Raw genomic sequence first — 20,127 nt, 5'->3', positions numbered from 1 at the left:
CGGTTCGTTAAATAGACTCCAATAATTAGCCTTAAAATCACGCATCAGCACACCGCTGCAAAAACCGAGCCGGAATATCAGGCCTCGCCCCCCAATGCAAATGCAAATAAGCAGCATGAACTTGATAAACTCCCCATCCTTCACCAATCGGCTCAACTTCCCCCCGCTTGCCGTATCTCCAACTATGATAAACTGGATTAGTGGGTTCTACAGTTAAGTGCGATCGATGAAACTCATGCCCGCAAACCTCATCCCCCGCAACTAACACACAACTATCCCTCACCGCCACAGTTTCTCGATATCCCAAAGTCAAACGCTTTCCCATCTCAGCAGTAGATTTCAACACTCCCACCCCTTGCCAAGAATTGCCCTCGAAGTCTACAATAGAATCGCACAAGTACATCAAACCCCCGCACTCAGCATAAGTCGGCATTCCCGCAAAAATAGCACTTCTTACCGCATCTCGAATCACCACATTACTGCTCAATTCCTTAGCAAAAACTTCGGGAAAACCACCGCCAAAATACAACCCTTGCACATTGTTAGGAAAAACAGCATCATCAAGCGGACTCCAAAATACTAATTCCGCACCCAACTCTGCCAATAAATCAAGATTATCCTGATAGTAAAAATTAAAAGCCCGATCGCGCGCCACTGCAATCCGCACCCCAAATTTCCCATCCAAACTGTTGACAACATCATTTTTTTGAGTTACAATAACCGAAGGGAGACTGTATCTACCCAAAAGTTGCTCAGACCCCTCACCCCCCCCATTTGAAGTTACCGCCAGCATTGGCAAAAGTTTTTCCCAGTCAAAAGCCACAGCAGCCAAATCGGCCAACTTATCGATCGCAACCTCAAGATTCGGCAACTCCTCAGCCGGAATTAGGCCTAAATGGCGATCGGGAATAGTCACAGCCTCATCCCGTCGGAGCACCCCCAAAATCGGTAAATCCAGCGGTTCCAGAGCATTGGTCAGCAACTCCAAATGTCGATCGCTCGCCACCCGATTCAACACCAAACCAGCGAAATTAAGGTTTTTGTCAAAAGACCGAAAACCATGTGCGATCGCAGCCACAGAACCAGACAATCGGCTGCAATCTATCACCAACAATATCGGCAAATTCAGCAAAGCAGCAACATGAGCCGTAGAAGCAAAAGAAAAATCATAATTGAACTCTTCTTTCCCTTCTTCCCTTTTCTTTCTTCCTTCTTCCTTCTTCCTTCTTCCTTCTTCCTTCTTCCTTCGATTCACACCATCAAATAGTCCCATCACCCCTTCAACTAAGGCACAATCAACATCTTGAATATGACGCAAAAAACATTTTTGCACGTAAGATTCAGAGGTCAATATCGCATCTAAATTCCGACAGGGGCGGCCAGTCACAAAAGCATGAAACATCGGATCGATGTAGTCTGGGCCTACCTTAAAAGACTGAACATTCAAGCCGCGACGGATTAAATAAGCTAAAAGGGCGATCGTGACAGTCGTCTTTCCGACACCGCTGCGTTCGCCCGCAATTACTAAAGCCATAGTTCTAGATTATTCACAAAGAATACATATTTAACGAACCGCGAAGACGCGAAGGGCGCGAAGGAAGAAAAGAGAAGAAGAAGCAAAAGAAAAATCATAATTGAACTCTTCTTTTCCTTCTTCCTTCTTAACATCCGTTACATCCGTTACAAAATCCGCTGCCGAACCTTCTTCCTTCAATTAGCTAACTTTAGCAATTGAGCCGTGACTGCCAAACTTTCTTCGTAAAGCACGTCGCGGCCCCAACTCTGTAAATGCTGTCCCAGCAACTGTTCTGTCACTTGATCTAATAGGGGAGTTACTTGGTTAAAGCGATCGGTTTGAGCGCCACCCTTCGTTTCCATCCGCATACAACCGCCAGCTTCCGAACACAGCACTGTACCGCAGTCAGCATTCTCGTTTGTAGAATTCAAACGCAGAGCAATCAAATCCCCAGGGACATCGCCTGTATCAGCAGTCGGAATCGCAGCTAACTCTGCTTCGATCGCCCGCTCATCAACACCGGCGAATTTAATCCGTTTGATTTGGTAATCGCCTTCTTCCTGCTTGAAAGCAACCGGACGCCACTGAAGCCGACTCGCCAGCCAGCCCAAATACATCAGCGCTTGAGTGGAATTACCACGTTCGTAATCGATCGTCACCCGATCGATTTCCCCAATTGCAGCGCGACGTGATGGCGGATCGAAAGCCTCCGCAGCTAACTCCTGCCACGCAGCCAGTCGGCGCCAATTCAGATCCGCGATCGGAATTCCTTCCTCAATCAGACTTTGCATCAACAGTAATTCAGCTTGGGGTTCGGCAAAACAGCTAGAGTCAATAATCACCGAACTGCTAGTTGCAGCTAATCGCTGAAATAAATCGCGATCGGCATCAGGAGTCGCTTTCCACCATAACAGGGTCGGCAAATCGGCGATCGTCAGCGCTGTTACGATACCGCTGACCCGTTCCAGAGCCGCTTCGGTACCCCGGAGCGTAATGTACTCGCAACAAATCAGATTGCCACTTCCACCCTTGTGTACCGGACAATAAGCAGCCACTTGAGCCTGTACCCCAGTATCTTCCCCAGCCGTCGGACACAGAGCAATAATCCGGCAGGGATTAGCCGCCACGATCGCGTCGGCTACAGCCGAACCACCTGAACTAAAGCCCGTTGGACCCAACTTGCTGCCAGTGGAATTTTTCCTAGCCACCTCTTCCCGCAAAGTTGCCAGCAATTCAGCATTAGCTTTGCCAGTTCTCGGCAAGCCATAAGCTTTTTGAGCAGCCCTGATACTGGATGCCGTCATGGGCCCGGTAATCCCATCGATCGGACCATCATAAAAGCCGACATCCGCCAATAACCGTTGAGTTTCTTCGGGTTCGTAGACTACAAAAGTAAAAGTTGTGGCTCTAGTGGCGATCGTCCAATCATTTTGAGACCCAGATTCTCTGTAGCTTTCCCAAATTCGACCTAATTCGGCCTCTATTTGGTCGATCGAAACATCTTTCGGACTTTGCAATGAAACTAGAGGCGGAGCTTTCATCGGTGTCATAATCATCGGTTTTTTCTCCTTTTTTATTTGTCAGTTGACTGTTGACTGTTGACGGTTGACAGTTGACTGTTGACGGTTGACAGTTGACTGTTGTCTGTTGACCGAAAGCATGAAGGATACAAGTTCCTGTCTTTATCCGTGGGGTCGCTTTCTTCAATCCAAAATCCAAAATCTAAAATCCAAAATCGCCTAAAGTCTTCGCCACTTGCGGCCGTCTCGATTAATTAGCAATTCTGCCTCCGCAGGCTCCCAAGTACCCGCTTCATACTGAGGAACCAGTGCCGGATCGCTTGGTGCTTCCCATGCCATCAACGCCGGTGTTACGATCCGCCAAGCTTCTTCCACTTCGTCAGAACGAGTGAACAAAGTTTGGTCGCCCAACATACAATCAATTAACAGGCGATCGTAAGCATCCGAAGAAGTCACCCCAAAGGAAGAACCATAACTGAAATCCATATCCACCGTCCGCGTCCGCAAATCCGGTCCCGGCATTTTCGCCTCAAACCTCAGCGAAATCCCCTCATTGGGATGGACGCGCATGGTCAAAACGTTAGGAGTAGTTTGTTGAGCCGCTGACTGAAAAATCATCAGGGGCACTTCGCGAAACTGAATTGCAATTTCGCTGACTTTTTTCGGCAACCGCTTCCCGGTGCGTAGGTAAAAAGGTACTCCCTGCCAGCGCCAGTTGTCGATCGTAAACTTCATCGCTACGAAAGTTGGAGTCATGGATTGAGGATTGACTCCTGGTTCCGTGCGGTATCCGGGTACTGGTTTGCCCTTCATCCAGCCAGCCGAATACTGACCGCGAATCGCCGAATTCTCTAAGTTATGCAAGTCAGCTAAGCGTGTTGCTTGCAAAACTTTCATCTTTTCGGTACGGATGCTGTCAGCATCTAGGGAGTTTGGCGCTTCCATTGCTGTGAGACAAAAAATCTGCATCAAATGGTTTTGCAGCATATCCCGCAAAGCCCCAGAGGATTCGTAGTAACCGGCTCGGTCTTCTACGCCTACTGTTTCTGCAACGGTAATTTGTACGTGATCGACAAATTGGCGGTTCCACAGCGGCTCAAAAATCGCATTCGCAAACCGAAAAACCAGGAGATTTTGAACAGTTTCTTTGCCCAAATAGTGGTCAATCCGGTAAACTTGCTGTTCTTGACAAACTTCCTGGACTACTCGATTGAGAGCTTTTGCCGAGTTCAAGTCGCGTCCAAAGGGTTTTTCAATAACTAAGCGATGTTTGATCGGATCTGCCAGCATTTTGGCTGCGCCCAATTGCCGAATCGCTTCGGGAAAGAAGTTGGGGGAAACGGAAAGATAAAATATATGGTTGCCGCGGGTTCTCCTTTTTTGGTCGAGTTCTTCTAGGAGGGCTTTGAGTTTTTGATAACTTTCGGGGTTGTCAATGTCGCCCGGACAGTAGAACAAACTCTGAGCAAAATCTTGCCAAAATTCTTCATTGCCAATGCCACCACCAAATTCTTCAATGCCTTCGCGCATTTGCTCTCGGAAGTAATCGTGACTCCAAGGGCGACGGGCTACTCCCACGACAGTAGTTTCCGGTGGTAAGCGTCGATCGCGCTTCATCTGATAAATTGCTGGTACGAGTTTGCGCTGGGTGAGATCTCCCGAAGCTCCGAAGATTACCAGAATTTGCGGTTCCGGCACTCGTTCTTTTCGCAAACCTACCCGCAGCGGGTTTTCAAGAATTGTGACCATTTTTTATTTTGCCCCTTCTAGTGCTGTGAGTCTTGCCAATACAGATTGATAGTTTGCCGTCATTTCTGCCAGTTGCTGGGTGAGGGAGTTGATCTGCCCTTCATATTCTGCCTTGAGTTCTGCCCTTACCTCTTCTCGAATTTTTCGCCTCTCAACCGCCAGACGGACTTCCCAATCTCGATCGCGTTGTAGGAGTTCAGCTTTCAACTGCCTGTTTTCGGCTCGAAGTTGCTCCATTTCCAATGCCACAGCAGCAGCACGCCGATCCCTGTCCCTGTTTTGCTGTCGGACTTCTTCTCTAAGCCGCTTATTGTCCGATCGCAACTTCTCCAATTCAGAATCAGTATCTTTAGGCGATCGTCCGCTTCCTAGAGATGGAAATCGCTGATCGACCAAGCGCTGAACTGCTGCACCGGTAGGCATACCATTAGGAGATGACTCTAAAGCCTCTTGCCAAATTTCTAGCTGTAGCTCCGCAGGCAGTCCCTTTAGTGGGCGGATTTGATATTCTTTGACAAGGGAATTGTGTACGTTCGTACACAAATTTTCCATAATCTCAGCCGCATCAATGAACTGATAAGCTCTTCGTTTCGTTATTCCCCACTTTTCCTGACAATAAGCCTCAAAAGTCTTATGGGTTTCCCGGTACAGTTTCTGTTCTCGAATTTCCTCAAGGGCTTTGCCGACTTCGTAAAATGTCTGAAGTCCATGTTCCACAATGAATTCCAGTTCTTGAAGCCTCGCCCGTTCCGGGATATCCAGTTGGGCTTTGCTGTCCTCGCTTTGTTCAATGGTATGAGTTGATAACATAAAATTTCCTTAAGCCGATCGCGCTCAAAAATCAAGGATTGGGAATTTGATATTTTTTGACAAGGGAATTGTGTACGTTCGTACACAAATTTTCCATAATCTCGGCCTCGTCAATAATTGGAGACGGACAATTTCTCAGGAATCAAGAGCCAAAATGATTATGTATTATGACTCCTGAGAGTTTCTGCCCTTACCGATACCAAATCGGCTGACTACACAGGTGAGAGTTTCTGTACTTTCTCTGCCAAGGAATCCATCAGAGATTGGAACGGGCTAACGAATTTCTCAATCCCCTCCAGAAGCAAGTCTGCCATCACATTATCCAAGTTGATGTCGATATCTGGATCTTTGAGACTTTCGATCAGCGCGTAAGCTTCTGCGACGTTGTTCTCAATCCGGGGAGCGACATCGCAGTGATCGAAACAAGCCTCAACAGTGTTCGGTGGCAAAGTGTTCACCGTGTCGGGGCCGATCAATTCATCGACATACATCACATCGCTGTAGTTGGGGTTTTTGGTGCTGGTACTCGCCCACAATAGCCGTTGCACTTCTGCTCCCTTTGCTGCTAATGTTTGCCAGCGATCGCTCGCCACGATCTCTTTATATTTCTGGTAAGCTACTTTGGCATTGGCGATCGCAATTTTTCCCTTCACCGCTTCCAGTTTGGCTTTCGTAGCAACATCAGTGACTCCTTTGAGTTTTGCGTCAATTTGACCGTCGATGTTGATGTCAATCCGGCTCAAGAAGAAACTGGCAACTGAGGCAATATTGCTGACATCCAAACCCTTAGCTGCCCGCGCTTCCAAGCCACGGATATAAGCCCAGAAGGTTTCGATGTAGCTGTCAACGGAGAACAGCAAAGTCACGTTAACGTTAATCCCTTCGCTGATGACTCGTTCCACTGCCGGCAATCCTTGAGCAGTTCCCGGAATCTTGATCATCACATTTGGTTTACCGATCGCCTGATAATAACGTAAGGCTTCGCTAATCGTGCTTTCTGTATCATTGGCGATCGTCGGTGGCACTTCAATGCTGATGTAGCCGTCCAAACCTTTGGACTCTTCGTACACTGGAGCGAAGATATCGCAAGCATTGCGGATATCTTCAAAAACTAGAGATTCGTAAATTTCGAGTACAGATTTACCCGCCCGGATACCAGCTTCGATATCGGCATCGTAAATCACATTGCCCGTGATCGCCTTCTCAAAAATAGCCGGATTCGATGTAATCCCTCGCAGCCCGCGACTTTCGATCATCTTTTTGAGTTCGCCGGACTCGATCAGATTGCGAGTCAAATTGTCCATCCAGATGCTCTGGCCGATTTCTTTGATTTCTAACAGGTGATTCTTGGTCGTTTCCGTCATGATCTGTAACTCCTACAATTTGATATTTGGGAATTAGAAATTGGGAATTGGGAATTGGGAATTGGTAATTGGGAATTGGGAATTGGTAATTGGGAATTGGGAATTGGGAATTGGGCAGCTACAACTTTCTTCCTTCTTCCTTCTTCCTTCTTCCCTCTTCCTTCTTCCTTCTTCCTTCTTCCTTCACTCCAGAACTGTTCGAGGATTGCGCGATCGATCTTGAATAAAAGACTCTACGAGGGCGACATCTTCTTTACTGCCAATAATCAAAGGTGTGCGCTCGTGAAGTTGAGTTGGCACCACATCCAAGATGTCTTGAATGCCGGTACTAGCCCGCCCGCCGGCTTGTTCCATCAAAAACGCCAAAGGAGCAGATTCGTACAGCAAGCGCAATTTGCCCTCCGGTTTTTTCACCGTTCCGGGGTACAAAAAGACACCTCCCTGAAATAAAATCCGGTGAAAATCTCCCACCAAAGCCCCGCCGTACCGGGCACTGTAACCTTGATTGCGGTGGACGTAGCGAATGTAATCCCGATAAGATTCCTCCCACTGCCAAAAGTTGCCTTCGTTGACGCTGTAAATCGGGCCTGTGTCTGGAACCTGAATATTTTCGGTTGCTAGAATGAATTCGCCCAAACTGGGGTCGAGGGTGAAGGAATGGACGCCACGACCGATCGAATAAACCAGCATGGTACTGGGACCATAAAGCACGTAGCCGGCGGCAATTTGTTTGTGTCCGTGTTGCAGCAAGTCTGAGGCTGAGCCGTCTTCGTCGTCTCCTTCTTGCTTGCGGATACTAAAGATCGAGCCGACATTGAGATTGGTGTCGAGATTGGAAGAACCATCTATGGGGTCGTAGAGCAGGCTGTAGCGCCCGATCGGACAATTTTCGGGAATATAGTAGGGTTTTTCCATTTCCTCCGAAGCCAAGCGGCAGACAAGTCCGCTTTGCTGGAAGACGGAGATAAAAACTTCATTAGCATAGACATCCATCTTTTTGACGGATTCTCCCTGGACGTTGACAGCCCCTGTAAACCCCAAGGCATCTGCCATTAATCCAGCCCTACTCAGTCGCCTCGCGATCAGCTTGGCAGCTAGTCCGATGCGATTCATCAGGGCACTGAGATCCTGAGCATCTGCACTAAAGCTGTGGAGTTGCTGGAGTACGTGACGGGATAGAGTCGTGCAATCGCGGTCTAAGGCTTGCACCTGATCGATCGGACCCAGACGGGTTTCTCCTGTCGGCGCTTGTACCATGATTTTGATAACCTCCCTGTCTTGCGGCTCGCTAATTTGGGGTTTTCAGGTGCTTGACATTTGCTCCTGAATCGGGTATGAGACCGATCGCCCTCTCACTTATATCTTAGGGAGGGTTTTGGGAAAGGGGGTGGAACTTTAGGGGAATTTTAGATCCGGTGGAAAATTGAGGAGTGCGATCGGCTGTTGAGTCCGCAATTGTACCGAAAATAACTAATTTTTTGATTTACCGCAGAAAGTGTTGGTTTCGGGATTTAGGTTTGGTGTATGGCAGAAAGAAGTTAGGCAACGGATTTAACGGAGGTCAGTCAATCGAACCCACTGCTAAAATGATTTTAAAATCAATACATCGGAAAGCTGTCCTATGCCCTCACCCTTTCCCGGAATGGACCCCTACTTAGAACACCCCGATTTTTGGCAGGAAACTCATAATCGATTAATTGTCGCGATCGCTGATAGCATCATGCCTCAAATTCGCCCTAAATATGAAATTGCGATCGACAAACGCATCTATGAAATTACCGATCCAAATGACAGTAACGGCGACTCGCTTTTAGTTGGTATCCCCGATGTGGCGATTAAACGTCAATCTAATAGCCCCGATCTTCCCACCCGTTCAGTTGCCACTTTAACTATCGCACTTCCTACTACCGTCAAAGTCCCTATTCCTGAAAAAATTAAACAAACTTACCTAGAAGTGCGAGAAATGGCAACTAAACAAGTTGTCACGGCAATTGAAATTCTTTCTCCTGTCAACAAACGCAGTGGAGAAGGCAGAATTACTTATCTCAAAAAACGCCAGAGTATTTTAGGTAGCTTAACCAATTTAGTGGAAATCGACTTGTTGCGAAGCTGGGAACCGATGCCTGTACTCAACAGTTCCATTCTAAGCGATTATCGGGTTTTAGTCAGTCGTAGCGATCGCCGTCCTTTTGCCGAACTTTATGGTTTTAATCTCCGGGATTCTCTACCTATATTTCCGGTGCCATTGCGCGAGGAAGATGTAGAACCTATTGTTAATTTACCGGAATTGTTCGCAGGTATTTACGATCGCGCCGGCTATGATTATCGGATCGATTACGATCGAGAACCCGTACCATCCCTGTCAGAAGAAAATCGGGTTTGGGCACAGGAACTTTTACAAGAAACAGGATTGCGAGATAATTAATTTTATTTTACCTTATTAATCGGCGATACTTTGATTGTAATACTCGATCGAGTAGGGTTGACTGTCAAAGTTGAATATGAGAGCGATCGCCCTCTAACTTATATCTTAGGAAGGGTTTTGGGAAAGGGGGTGGAACTTTAGGGGAATTTTAGATCTGGTGGAAAATTAAAAAAATGGGAATATATTTAACAGGAAAAAGTGTCCCAAGAGTTTTTATTGTAGATTCTATTGATGTTTAATCTGTAGCTAAAACTCCACTTTTTAGAGGCGCTATTCAATCTGCAAAAAACAAAAATTAAGTAAAGGCAGAATCCGATAATATTTTATATACTAACCTAGGCGATCGAAAAATCAAAAAGTGCTTGCTCAGGCATGAGAATAAAACTATAAAGAATCTCGATATTTATGAAAATACGACGGCAAAATGGGAAGCCGATCGCACTTCTTGAATACGGAGCTAAAATGATTAGTTGAGAGTAGCGATCGCCTCGTCGATTGGTTATGCTTGAGTCAGGGTGATCGTTTGTGCCAGTTTACTGACCAACAAAAATAAAGATGTTTGTGCTTAAATACCGTCAAGGCAAGAAATATCTCGCCCTGACTGGGGTAGTGTCGTTAAGCTCTTGTATCTCCTAAGCGTGAAGGTTCCATTGATGAGTATTTCTACTCGAAAGAAAAAAACTATCCTATTTTTGGCAGCCAACCCCAAAAACACCACTCCTGTGGACTTACAGAAAGAGGCGAAGGAAATTGCAGAGGGGTTGCAACGCTCACAAAAGCGCGACAAGTTTCAACTGGAGCAACAGTGGGCGGTGACACCAAGAGAAATGCAGCGAGCCGTATTAGATTATAAACCAGAGATTGTGCATTTCTCCGGGCATGGTGCAGGAGAAGGGGGTTTAGCCTTAGAAGATGACATAGGGCAGATTAAGCTAGTAAATGCCAAAGCATTGGCCGCTTTGTTTGAGGCATTTAACGAGTACGTGGAGTGCGTAATACTCAACGCTTGCTATTCAGAAGTGCAAGCTGAGGCGATCGCACGTCACATTCCCTATGTGATCGGCATGAAGCAAACGGTGGGAGATAACGCCGCACGAGAATTTGCTGTAGGTTTTTACGATACCTTGGCGGCGGGGGAGTCGATCGAACGTGCCTATAAGTTGGGTTGCGTTAGCATCAGCATGGCAGGGATTCCAGAAGAACTTACTCCGGTATTAAAGAAAAAGTCGGATTTTTCTGAGTTGGATGCAGCAGAGCGATCGAGTGATGCTTCTGTTAGCGATATCGTTGAGGAGTCGCCGCCTGTAGTGGAAAATGGGCGATTCTTGATCGCCGCACCTCCCCTTTCTATTCTCAATTTAGATAACCCAGAAGGTTCTGTTAGTTTAGATTCACCCCTATATATTGATCGGCCTCCCATTGAATCGGAGTGCTACGAAACTATTGTAAAAGCCGGAGCTTTAATCCGAATCAAAGCCCCCCGGCAAATGGGAAAAACTTCCTTAGTGCAGCGAATTTTATACCACGCCAAAGAACAGGGATATCCAACAGCTTATTTAAACTTTCAATCGGCTGATAGTAGTTTTCTCACCAATCTTGATGAGTTGTTGCAGTGGTTTTGTGGTGAGATTACCAATGAATTAAATTTAGAAGACAGGTTAGGAGAATATTGGAGAGGCGTTCTCGGTAGTAAAAATAAAAGCACCAAGTATTTCCAACGCTATCTATTATCTGACAGCGATCAGCCTCTTGTTTTAGGGTTAGATGAAGTCGATCAGATTTTTCCGCATTCCGAAATAGCCACCGACTTCTTTGGGTTATTACGAGCTTGGCACGAGCGGGGGAAAAATGAGGAAATTTGGAAAAAGCTAAGGTTAGTCATTTCTCACTCTCAAGAAGTTTATATTCCTCTTAATATTAATCAATCGCCATTTAACGTGGGATTGCCCATAGAGTTACCTGAACTCAATCAGAGACAGGTAACAGATTTAGTGAATCGGCACGGATTAAATTGGTCAAATCAAGAGATTTGTGACCTGATGGAAATGGTGGGCGGTCATCCTTATTTAGTGCGAGTTGCTCTCTACCAAGTTGCCAGGGGGAGAATTACCTTAGATCGCTTGCTAAAAGTCGCTCCTACTGAAGAAGGCCCTTACTACGATCATTTACGACGGCATTTAGTTAACTTGGAAACAGATGCAGAACTAGCAGCAACAATTAGACAAGTAATTAACAGCGAACAACCTGTAGAAATTAATACCGGAGAGGCTTTTAAATTGCGAAGCATGGGGTTGATCAAATTTCAGGGAAATGCTGTAATGCCATTTTGTGGTTTGTATCGCCAATATTTTCGCGATCGCCTAGCCTCTCCCCAACCGAATATGACTGCTGTGCAACAACCTAGTCACCCATCAAGCTTGCACCTAGAGAGTAGTTTAGCAGCTATTATGTTCTCGGATGTTGTTAATTCCACTGCTTTATCAGTTGCCAACCAAAAGTTGACACTAGAATTAGTGAATCGAGATTTCAACATCATCCGAGGCATCTGCGCTAAACATCAAGGCAAAGTCCTTAAAGAAATGGGCGATGGTTTATTAATTTGCTTTCCAGAAAGTGCCGTAAAAGCAGTTGCCTGTGCGCTAGAAATACAACGAAATTTCGCCGAAGCTGCTACAACCTTACCTGCGAGTCATGTCCTCCAACACCGCATTGGTATTCACTTGGGAGAAATTTTTTCTATTAATAATGATATCAGGGGGGCTGGTGTAAATTTAGCTGCTCGTTTAGAAGGGAAAGCAGAGCCAGGAGGAATCTGTATTTCTGAGACAATTTATCAAGTCGTTAAAACCCATTTATCTTTAAATGTGATTGACTTAGGTATGCAAGAATTAAAGGGAATTCCTGAACCTGTACGACTGTACAAATTGATTCCTTGATTCTCTGATTCTCCACCTATAAATTAACAATAACTTATGAAAGATTATCAATATCAAGTTGGAGGGAGCCTTCCTGCAAACGCCCCAACTTACGTCACTCGAAAGGCGGATGAAGAACTTTATCAAGCTTTAAAAGCCGGAGAATTTTGCTATGTTCTTAATTCCCGACAAATGGGGAAATCATCCCTGCGAGTGCGGACAATGCAGCGGTTACAAGCAGAGGGAATAGCCTGTAGTAGTATTGATATCACAGAAATTGGCACATCAGATATTACGCCAGAAGAGTGGTATGCAGGCGTGATCGATAGCATCATCAGCCGATTAAATTTGTATGATGTTTTTGATTTAGATGAATGGTGGGAGCATAATAGGTTACTATCGAATGTGAAAAGATTTAGTAAATTTGTTGAAGAAGTATTACTCAAGAATATCTCAGAAAATATAGTAATTTTTGTCGATGAATCGGACAGCTTAATGAGTTTAAATTTTAAAATTGAAGATTTTTTTGCTGTGATTCGTGATTGCTATAATAACCGAGCGGATAAACCCCACTATCGTCGATTAACATTTACAATGTTAGGGGTGGCAACTCCCTCAGATTTAATTCAAGACAAGCGACGCACTCCTTTTAATATTGGTCGAGGGATAGGGTTAACGGGGTTTCAATTAGCAGAAGCCCAACCTCTGGCAGTGGGGTTAGAAACTCAAGGAGAAAATTCTCAAGCTTTGTTAGAAGCAGTCTTATATTGGACGGGTGGACAGCCATTTTTAACACAAAAACTTTGTAAAATACTGCTCGATCGTGCCAACTCTACACCCATTGAAAATCCCGCTGAGTGGGTAGAAAACTTAGTCCGAGAAAAGGTGATTGAGAATTGGGAAGGACAGGATGAACCGGAACACTTGAAGACGATTCGCGATCGCATTTTACGCAGCGAACAACGGGCAAGTAGGTTATTGGGACTATATCAGCAAATTTTGCAGCACAATGAAATAGCGACTGATGATAGTCCCGAACAAATGGAACTACGATTAACTGGGTTGGTGGTTAAGCAGTCGGGTAAACTTAAAGTTTATAACCCAATTTATAAATCGGTTTTTAATCTTGATTGGGTAGAAAAACAATTAGCGGAACTCCGCCCTTACAGCGAAAGTTTGGAAGCTTGGAGAGAGTCTAATTGCCAGGATGAATCGCGACTGTTGCGGGGGCAAGCGTTGCAATATGCTCAAACTTGGGCAGCCGGTAAAAGTTTGAGCGATTTGGATTATCAGTTTTTAAATGCCAGTCGGGAAGTACAACAATGGGAAGTTGAACGAGAGTTAGAAGCACAAAAACAAGCGAATAAAATTTTGACTCAAGCCAATCAGACGCTAATTAAAGCAGAGCAATTAGCCACCTATAAAGTCACTCAAGCCCAGAATTTAGCAAATGTCATCCAGGAAACTGCTTTTTCTAATGAATCATTTCGTTCAGGACAGACATTCCAAGCATTGTTGGAAATATTGAAGGCAGGGTACGCATTCAAACAACTAGATGCTTCAGCCGAGACTACAAAAGACATCAAAGCGCCAGTAATAGCTGCACTGCAACAAGCCGTTTCCGAAGTCAAAGAACACAATAGTTTGGAAGGGCATAGCAGTTCTGTCAGAAGCGTCGCCTTTAGTCTAGATGGCTTGACATTGGCTTCTGCAAGCTTTGACCACACCATCAAACTGTGGAACGTGCAAACCCAAAAACCCATTGCTACCCTCACCGGCCATAGCAATTTGGTCAATAGCGTCGCCTTTAGTTTCGATGGTTTGACTTTGGCTTCTGCAAGCGATGACAACACCATCAAACTGTGGCACCTGGAAAGCCAAAAACCCATCGCTACCCTCACCGGACATAGCGATTCGGTCAGAAGCGTCGCCTTTAGTCCCGATGGCTTGACTTTGGCTTCTGCAAGCGATGACAACACCATCAAACTGTGGCACCTGCAAACCCAAAAAGAGATGGCAAGCCTCGCCGGGCATAGCGATTCGGTCAGAAGCGTCGCCTTTAGTCCCGATGGCTTAACTTTGGCTTCTGCAAGCGATGACAACACCATCAAACTGTGGAACGTGCAAACCCAAAAACCCATTGCTACCCTCACAGGGCATAGCAGTTGGGTCTATAGCGTCGCCTTTAGTCCCGATGGCTTGACATTGGCTTCCGCTAGCTTAGACAACACCATCAAACTGTGGCACTTAGAAAGCCAAAAAGAGATCGCAAGCCTCACCGAGCATAGCAGTAAGGTCAATAGCGTCGCCTTTAGTCCCAATGGCTTGACATTGGCTTCTGCAAGCTCAGACAAGACCATCAAACTGTGGAACGTGCAAACCCAAAAACCCATTGCTACCCTCACAGGGCATAGCAGTTGGGTCTATAGCGTCGCCTTTAGTCCCAATGGCTTGACATTGGCTTCTGCAAGCTTAGACAACACCATCAAACTGTGGAACGTACAAACCCAAAAACCCATCGCTACCCTCATCGGCCATAGCAATTCGGTCAGAAGCGTCGCCTTTAGTCCCGATGGCTTGACTTTAGCTTCTGCAAGCTTTGACCACACCATCAAACTGTGGCACCTGGAAAGCCAAAAACCCATCGCTACCCTCACCGGCCATAGCAATTCGGTCAGAAGCGTCGCCTTTAGTCCCGATGGCTTGACTTTAGCTTCTGCAAGCACTGACCACACCATCAAACTGTGGCACCTGGAAAGCCAAAAACCCATCGCTACCCTCACCGGCCATAGCAATCCGGTCTTGAGCGTCGCCTTTAGTCCCGATGGCTTGACTTTAGCTTCTGCAAGCTCAGACAAGACCATCAAACTGTGGAACGTGCAAACCCAAAAACCCCTCGCTACCCTCACCGGCCATAGCAATTCGGTCAGAAGCGTCGCCTTTAGTCCCGATGGCTTGACGTTAGCTTCTGCTAGCTTTGACTACACCATCAAACTGTGGAACGTGCAAACCCAAAAACCCATCGCTACCCTCACCGGCCATAGCAATCCGGTCTTGAGCGTCGCCTTTAGTCCCGATGGCTTGACTTTAGCTTCTGCAAGCACTGACCACACCATCAAACTGTGGCACCTGGAAAGCCAAAAACCCATCGCTACCCTCACCGGCCATAGCAATCCGGTTTGGAGCGTCGCCTTTAGTCCCGATGGCTTGACTTTGGCTTCTGCAAGCCGTGACAAAACCATCAAACTATGGATTTGGGATGTTGATAAACTTACGGCATTAGGCTGCAATTGGATTAGCCATTATCTCAGAACCAATCCAAAAGTAACAGAAGAGGATAAACAGATGTGTGCTGATTACCTCAACCAAGAGTCAATCAAATAGAATTTAGGCAAAAAATGCGGCTGTGGTTCCGGCAGAAGAACGCGAACTTTGCGAATTTGTTTTAATCCTGGCGATAAAGATACAGCAGGGGAACCCCTACAAAAGGCGGTTATCGGGAGATTTGTGCACCTTGAGTATCGATCGCGATCGCCCTGACATCAGCCTTCACCCCAAATTTCCCCCAAGCAGCCGCCATTTCCCTCACAACCGCAACAGCATTAGTAACATCCGTTAAAGCCAAAAGCGTCGGCCCCGCACCGCTAATGACCATCCCACAAGCCCCTGCATTCAGTGCAGCTTTTTGCACCGCTTCATATCCCTGAATCAGCGATCGGCGGTAAGGCTGGTGAATCTTGTCTTGGAGGGCGCAGCGCAGCCAATCTCGATCGCCCGTAGCCAAAGCCCGCACCAACAAACCCAGGTGTGCGGCATTGAAAATCGCGCGATCGAAATCTGCTTTGGCTGCTGGATAGTCTTTGAGTGACGGGCGCTTTCATCCCGTCCCTCAACGGATTACCGTGCTTGGCGCGGGGCTTTCGCTTAGAAGCTAAAAAGATCCCATTCCGAAGGCAGAAGGCAGAGATAAAGAAACTTTCTGCTTAGCAGATATTTGAATGCCCGGTTGGGTAACTGCGCCGATTCCAGTGAGATTTATTGCTGTGGGGTCGATCGCATAATTCTGCTCGGTATCGAACCCCATCAAGCCAGAAACTGTTCTGAAGTCTGTGATGAAAGCACTGTTTTCGATGCTGATGTTACTTGCTGACACCGCAGAGTCGATGATCGCACCACCATCAGTCACAATATCTAGTGACTGCGCCCGCCGGGGAGTTTCATTATCCAAAGCCAGCCCAAAAGCTAATATTTGAGTAAACTGAGTAGCGCTAAAATTATTGTCGCTCACTAGCACTAAAGATTGTTGTCCGTTCGGTAACACTGGCCCCAAAGTCATGCCTTCAACATTATCCAAACCAGTCGGTAAACGCAGGCTGTCAAAATTGAGTACCAAGCGTTTTTCAACGGGTTTGACAGTATTAATGTTAATCGCATTCAGCGAATTAATGCTGCTGATATCGCTGGCTCCATTTAGGCGTACTTCGTAGAGTTTGATGGTATTTCCCGTACCTGGTGCGCCTGTAGAAAAAGAACGTTCTAGTGCTAAGAAAGTGCCGCGATTGTCTAAGGCTAACAGTTCCACTAAACCGTTGGTACTAAAAGCTGTTTCTGGAACTGCTGGAAGCGCCACCGGGTCAGTTAGATACAGAAACTCTTGTTCCGGCTGTCCTGTGGTTAAATTGTATTTGAGAATTCGCGATCGCGAACCAGTATTAATTGTCGCCAGCGGCCCGTCTTGCACCAAAGCATTCTCCGTTGCTGTAAACAAGAATTTTCCATCGGGAGTAATTGTTAGGTTTTCAAAAGCTAAATTGTTGCGAATTCCCGCTGTTGGCGCATCTGCTGGACCGATAACTGGTACAAACTTTGAGGGCACTGGTAATTGTCGCAACTGAAGGCCACTTCCTAAAGCAAACTCGTTGACAAATGGACTCTGAAGTCTACCAGCCAAGTTACTAACTTCGCCTTCTGAGGAAATAAACACGCTGCGATTACTTGTTAAACCAATGCCTTCGGGGTCGATAGTATTAATCGCAAAAGGTTGAGCATTTTGGTTAAGCAGAGTTGTCACCCCAGAGAAATTAATCCCGGAACTAGACAGCGAACCAGAACTTAAATCGATATTCAGGGTATAGAATCGGGCTGGGTTTCTGTCCGATCGATCGTCGGAAATACTGTAATAGCGGTTGTTAACTTGGTCGTAATCAATGCCAGAAAGTCCGCCGAGTTGAGTTCCTTGGACAGTGACGGAACCTGTGGGATAAGTAGCTTGTCCGAGGAAGTTGATATTTCTGACACTGGTGCGCGGAGAGCGATCGCCCACAGCAATATCTGCCCAAACTAAACTATGATCGGAAGTAGGAGTAGTGTCCGCATTTTGGCGATCGCCCACCAATCTGTACAGCGGATCTGTCGTCACAGGCCAAAATACCGCAGCATCACTAACTGGCAAATCAGCGGACGGCAAAACATAATCAACTCGCAGATTTCCCGAACCCGTTCCTGCATCTCCAAAATCCGCCGTATCAAAAGCCGGATTGCCTTTTTGGTTGACATTATTCCCACCGTCTGCTACTTGTTGAATCCCGCCTAAACTGGCAGGAATTGCGCTAGTGACTCCTGTATTTACCCGCGAGTTATTCAGCAACTGCAAAATCGCATTGTCAAAACTATCTCCATCAACAGGATCGGCATTTTGGTCGCCCATAATTACGAAACTCGCATTCGGTGCAAGTCCGCCAAATGTGCGGCGATCGTCGTAAATATAACTACCTTTTCCAGGAGTAACGTAATCTGCCCACAAGCGAATTTCATCATGATTTCGCTTGCCGTTTCTGTCTTCTGGGCCGTCAAATACAGGTGGGGTTGGATGACTGACTAAAGCGTGAACAATGTCGCCGTTGATATTAATTGGCACGTCCCAGTGACTCTTTGACGACAGGCGAAATACGTTTAATTCAGCAGGTGAGTAATAGTCATTTGTGGCGGAAGTAGCCGAGTCATCCGGCAAAAATGCCCCCGGCATATCTTTCCATAGAAAGTTTTGGAACGTGCGAATATTCGCCGTATCAATGGGATATTTTGAGTACAAAGCCATGCCGTATTGTCCCGGAAAATCCCCAAAGCCGAAAGCGTCGTTGCCGTAGCCGGTGGTGCCAACTTCTGTGACAGTGGAACCGTTATTATCTAAATCGAAACCGGAAGCAATGCCTGTGTTTGAAGGGGCGGTATAGCGAAAGGGATAATTAACAGGAGTTGCGCCATTCTGACTGACTGACAGATAGTTTTGCTGAAACAAATTTAGGGATGTGTTGCTGCTATCGTAGTCAAACTCGTTAATTAACAAAACATCGGGATTTACCCGTTGAATAGTTTCAGCGACATTCTTTGCTTGCTGGTTGCTAGGAGTCGAAAGGTCTGTAATTAACCGACCTGCACTACTGCGGTTCAAAGAAGCGTTGAAGCTAGAAAAGCGCACTGCCGGAACTGGACTTTCGGCAACAATGAAATCTCCAGAATCGAAATTTCGGATTCCTTCCAAAATCGCTAAAAATTGGTTGGTTGTTGAATCTTTGAGAACAATACTGTTGCTAAAATTGCCCGTACCTCTAGAAATTTCGATGTTAGCCGGAGAGATGCCGCTGACACTAATTAAGTCTTGACCTTTGACAAAATCGGTAATCACGTCAGCATTTTCTAGTTGGGAACTGCCGATCCGCCCGATAGCGAAAATATCTTTACCGCCACCACCGGTCAAAATGTCGCGATCGAGATCGCCGGAGAGAAAATCGTCTCCTTCGCCACCTTGAAGGGTATCTCGGTTTCGACCGCCGTAGAGTGCGTTATTTCCCGAACCGCCCAATAACAAGTCATTACCTGCATTGCCAAAAAGGCGATCGTTTCCTTCCTGACCGAAAATGGCGTCATCGCCACCCAACCCAGAAATTAAGTCACCTGCGATCGTCCCGTTTAATGTGTCATTTCCCGATGTGCCGTTAATTGCTGCCACGTTAAGTCACTCCTCTTTACCGCTAAAGTCAAATATTTTCGGGTTGCGAGTATGGTCTCACGCTAGGATTAAAGACTGATTATTTAATGGTTAAACACTTGTGTACTTTCCACACTTGAGCCGATCGCCCAGACAGCTTTGTATAGTATCTATGCGACTGCGGTATGTTTCCAGGGAAATATTCAGGTATTTAAGTCGAGACTTGCGATCCTTGAGTGTCGATCGCGATCGCCCTTACATCAGCCTTCACCCCAAACTCCCCCCAAGCAGCCGCCATTTCCCTCACAACCGCATCAGCATTAGTAACATCCGTTAAAGCCAAAAGCGTCGGCCCCGCACCGCTAATGACCATCCCACAAGCCCCAGCATTCAACGCAGCTTCTTGCACAGCTTCATATCCCCGAATCAGCGATTGGCGGTAAGGCTGGTGAATTTTGTCATCGAGGGCGCAGCGCAGCCAATCTCGATCGCCCGTAGCCAAAGCCCGCACCAACAAACCGAGATGTGCGGCATTGAAAATCGCGTCAGCCCTGCTGTAATCTGCGGGCAAAACTTGTCGCGCCTCGGCTGTAGAAAGTTCAAAATCGGGAATGGCTACTACGGGCACAATATCAGGATGCCACGGAATATCGCAAATTTGCCAGGAACCCCCCCCCTGCCCCCCCTTGCTAAGGGGGGGTGATGATGTGATTTCCCCCTTGCTAAGGGGGGGTGATGATGTGATTTCCCCCTTGCTAAGGGGGGGTGATGATGTGATTTCCCCCTTGCTAAGGGGGGGTGATGATGTGATTTCCCCCTTGCTAAGGGGGGGTGATGATG

At 46.6% G+C, this 20,127-nt stretch carries 13 protein-coding genes; 3 read left to right on the top strand and 10 right to left on the bottom strand.

The features are described from left to right. Positions 1-37: 37 nt before the first annotated feature. The 7 genes from AAFP11_RS21455 to fbp form a co-directional block, all read right to left on the bottom strand. Positions 38-1,534: a cobyrinate a,c-diamide synthase gene (locus AAFP11_RS21455; protein ID WP_341738897.1), complete on the bottom strand. Its 1,497-nt coding sequence runs from the start codon at positions 1,532-1,534 to the stop codon at positions 38-40. Positions 1,535-1,564: 30 nt separating this feature from the next. Further along, positions 1,565-1,714, bottom strand: a complete 150-nt coding sequence (locus AAFP11_RS21450) for a hypothetical protein (protein ID WP_180274546.1) — start codon at positions 1,712-1,714, stop codon at positions 1,565-1,567. Next, positions 1,711-3,072, bottom strand: a complete 1,362-nt coding sequence (gene opcA, locus AAFP11_RS21445) for a glucose-6-phosphate dehydrogenase assembly protein OpcA (RefSeq protein WP_341738896.1) — start codon at positions 3,070-3,072, stop codon at positions 1,711-1,713. The genes AAFP11_RS21450 and opcA overlap by 4 nt, the downstream gene beginning before the upstream one ends. 183 nt (positions 3,073-3,255) lie before the next feature. Continuing rightward, positions 3,256-4,785: a glucose-6-phosphate dehydrogenase gene (zwf, locus tag AAFP11_RS21440; protein WP_341738895.1), complete on the bottom strand. Its 1,530-nt coding sequence runs from the start codon at positions 4,783-4,785 to the stop codon at positions 3,256-3,258. A gap of 3 nt (positions 4,786-4,788) precedes the next feature. Next, positions 4,789-5,595, bottom strand: a complete 807-nt coding sequence (locus AAFP11_RS21435; protein ID WP_341738894.1) for a hypothetical protein — start codon at positions 5,593-5,595, stop codon at positions 4,789-4,791. A 212-nt stretch (positions 5,596-5,807) separates the two neighbouring features. Further along, entirely contained in the window at positions 5,808-6,959 is a 1,152-nt protein-coding gene (gene tal / locus AAFP11_RS21430; RefSeq protein ID WP_341738893.1) for a transaldolase, read from the bottom strand. A gap of 183 nt (positions 6,960-7,142) precedes the next feature. Further along, positions 7,143-8,216: a class 1 fructose-bisphosphatase gene (fbp, locus tag AAFP11_RS21425; RefSeq protein ID WP_341738892.1), complete on the bottom strand. Its 1,074-nt coding sequence runs from the start codon at positions 8,214-8,216 to the stop codon at positions 7,143-7,145. Positions 8,217-8,580: 364 nt separating this feature from the next. Between fbp and AAFP11_RS21420 the strand changes: the two genes are divergently transcribed. The 3 genes from AAFP11_RS21420 (at position 8,581) to AAFP11_RS21410 (ending at position 15,683) form a co-directional block, all read left to right on the top strand. Continuing rightward, the gene (locus tag AAFP11_RS21420; protein WP_341738891.1) at positions 8,581-9,384 is read left to right on the top strand and encodes a DUF4058 family protein; all 804 of its coding nucleotides are present in this window, start codon (positions 8,581-8,583) and stop codon (positions 9,382-9,384) included. Between the two features lie 653 nt (positions 9,385-10,037). Then, entirely contained in the window at positions 10,038-12,320 is a 2,283-nt protein-coding gene (locus AAFP11_RS21415; protein WP_341738890.1) for an AAA-like domain-containing protein, read from the top strand. Between the two features lie 36 nt (positions 12,321-12,356). Continuing rightward, positions 12,357-15,683: an AAA-like domain-containing protein gene (locus AAFP11_RS21410; protein WP_341738889.1), complete on the top strand. Its 3,327-nt coding sequence runs from the start codon at positions 12,357-12,359 to the stop codon at positions 15,681-15,683. 109 nt (positions 15,684-15,792) lie between these two features. On the opposite strand, the gene AAFP11_RS21405 is transcribed toward AAFP11_RS21410, so the two are convergent. The 3 genes from AAFP11_RS21405 to AAFP11_RS21395 form a co-directional block, all read right to left on the bottom strand. Beyond that, on the bottom strand, positions 15,793-16,092 hold the full coding sequence (locus AAFP11_RS21405; RefSeq protein WP_341738913.1) for a hypothetical protein: 300 nt from the start codon (positions 16,090-16,092) through the stop codon (positions 15,793-15,795). Between the two features lie 138 nt (positions 16,093-16,230). Then, positions 16,231-19,308, bottom strand: a complete 3,078-nt coding sequence (locus AAFP11_RS21400; RefSeq protein WP_341738888.1) for an esterase-like activity of phytase family protein — start codon at positions 19,306-19,308, stop codon at positions 16,231-16,233. 190 nt (positions 19,309-19,498) lie between these two features. Continuing rightward, positions 19,499-20,127, bottom strand: a 629-nt coding sequence (locus AAFP11_RS21395; protein ID WP_341738887.1) for a homoserine kinase, incomplete at its 5' end; no start/stop codon positions are given.

Source organism: Microcoleus sp. CAWBG640 (assembly GCF_020883015.1).
Classification (GTDB): domain Bacteria; phylum Cyanobacteriota; class Cyanobacteriia; order Cyanobacteriales; family Microcoleaceae; genus Microcoleus; species Microcoleus anatoxicus.
Note: the sequence above shows the minus strand (reverse complement) of the source record. Positions and strands in the feature narration are given on the sequence as shown.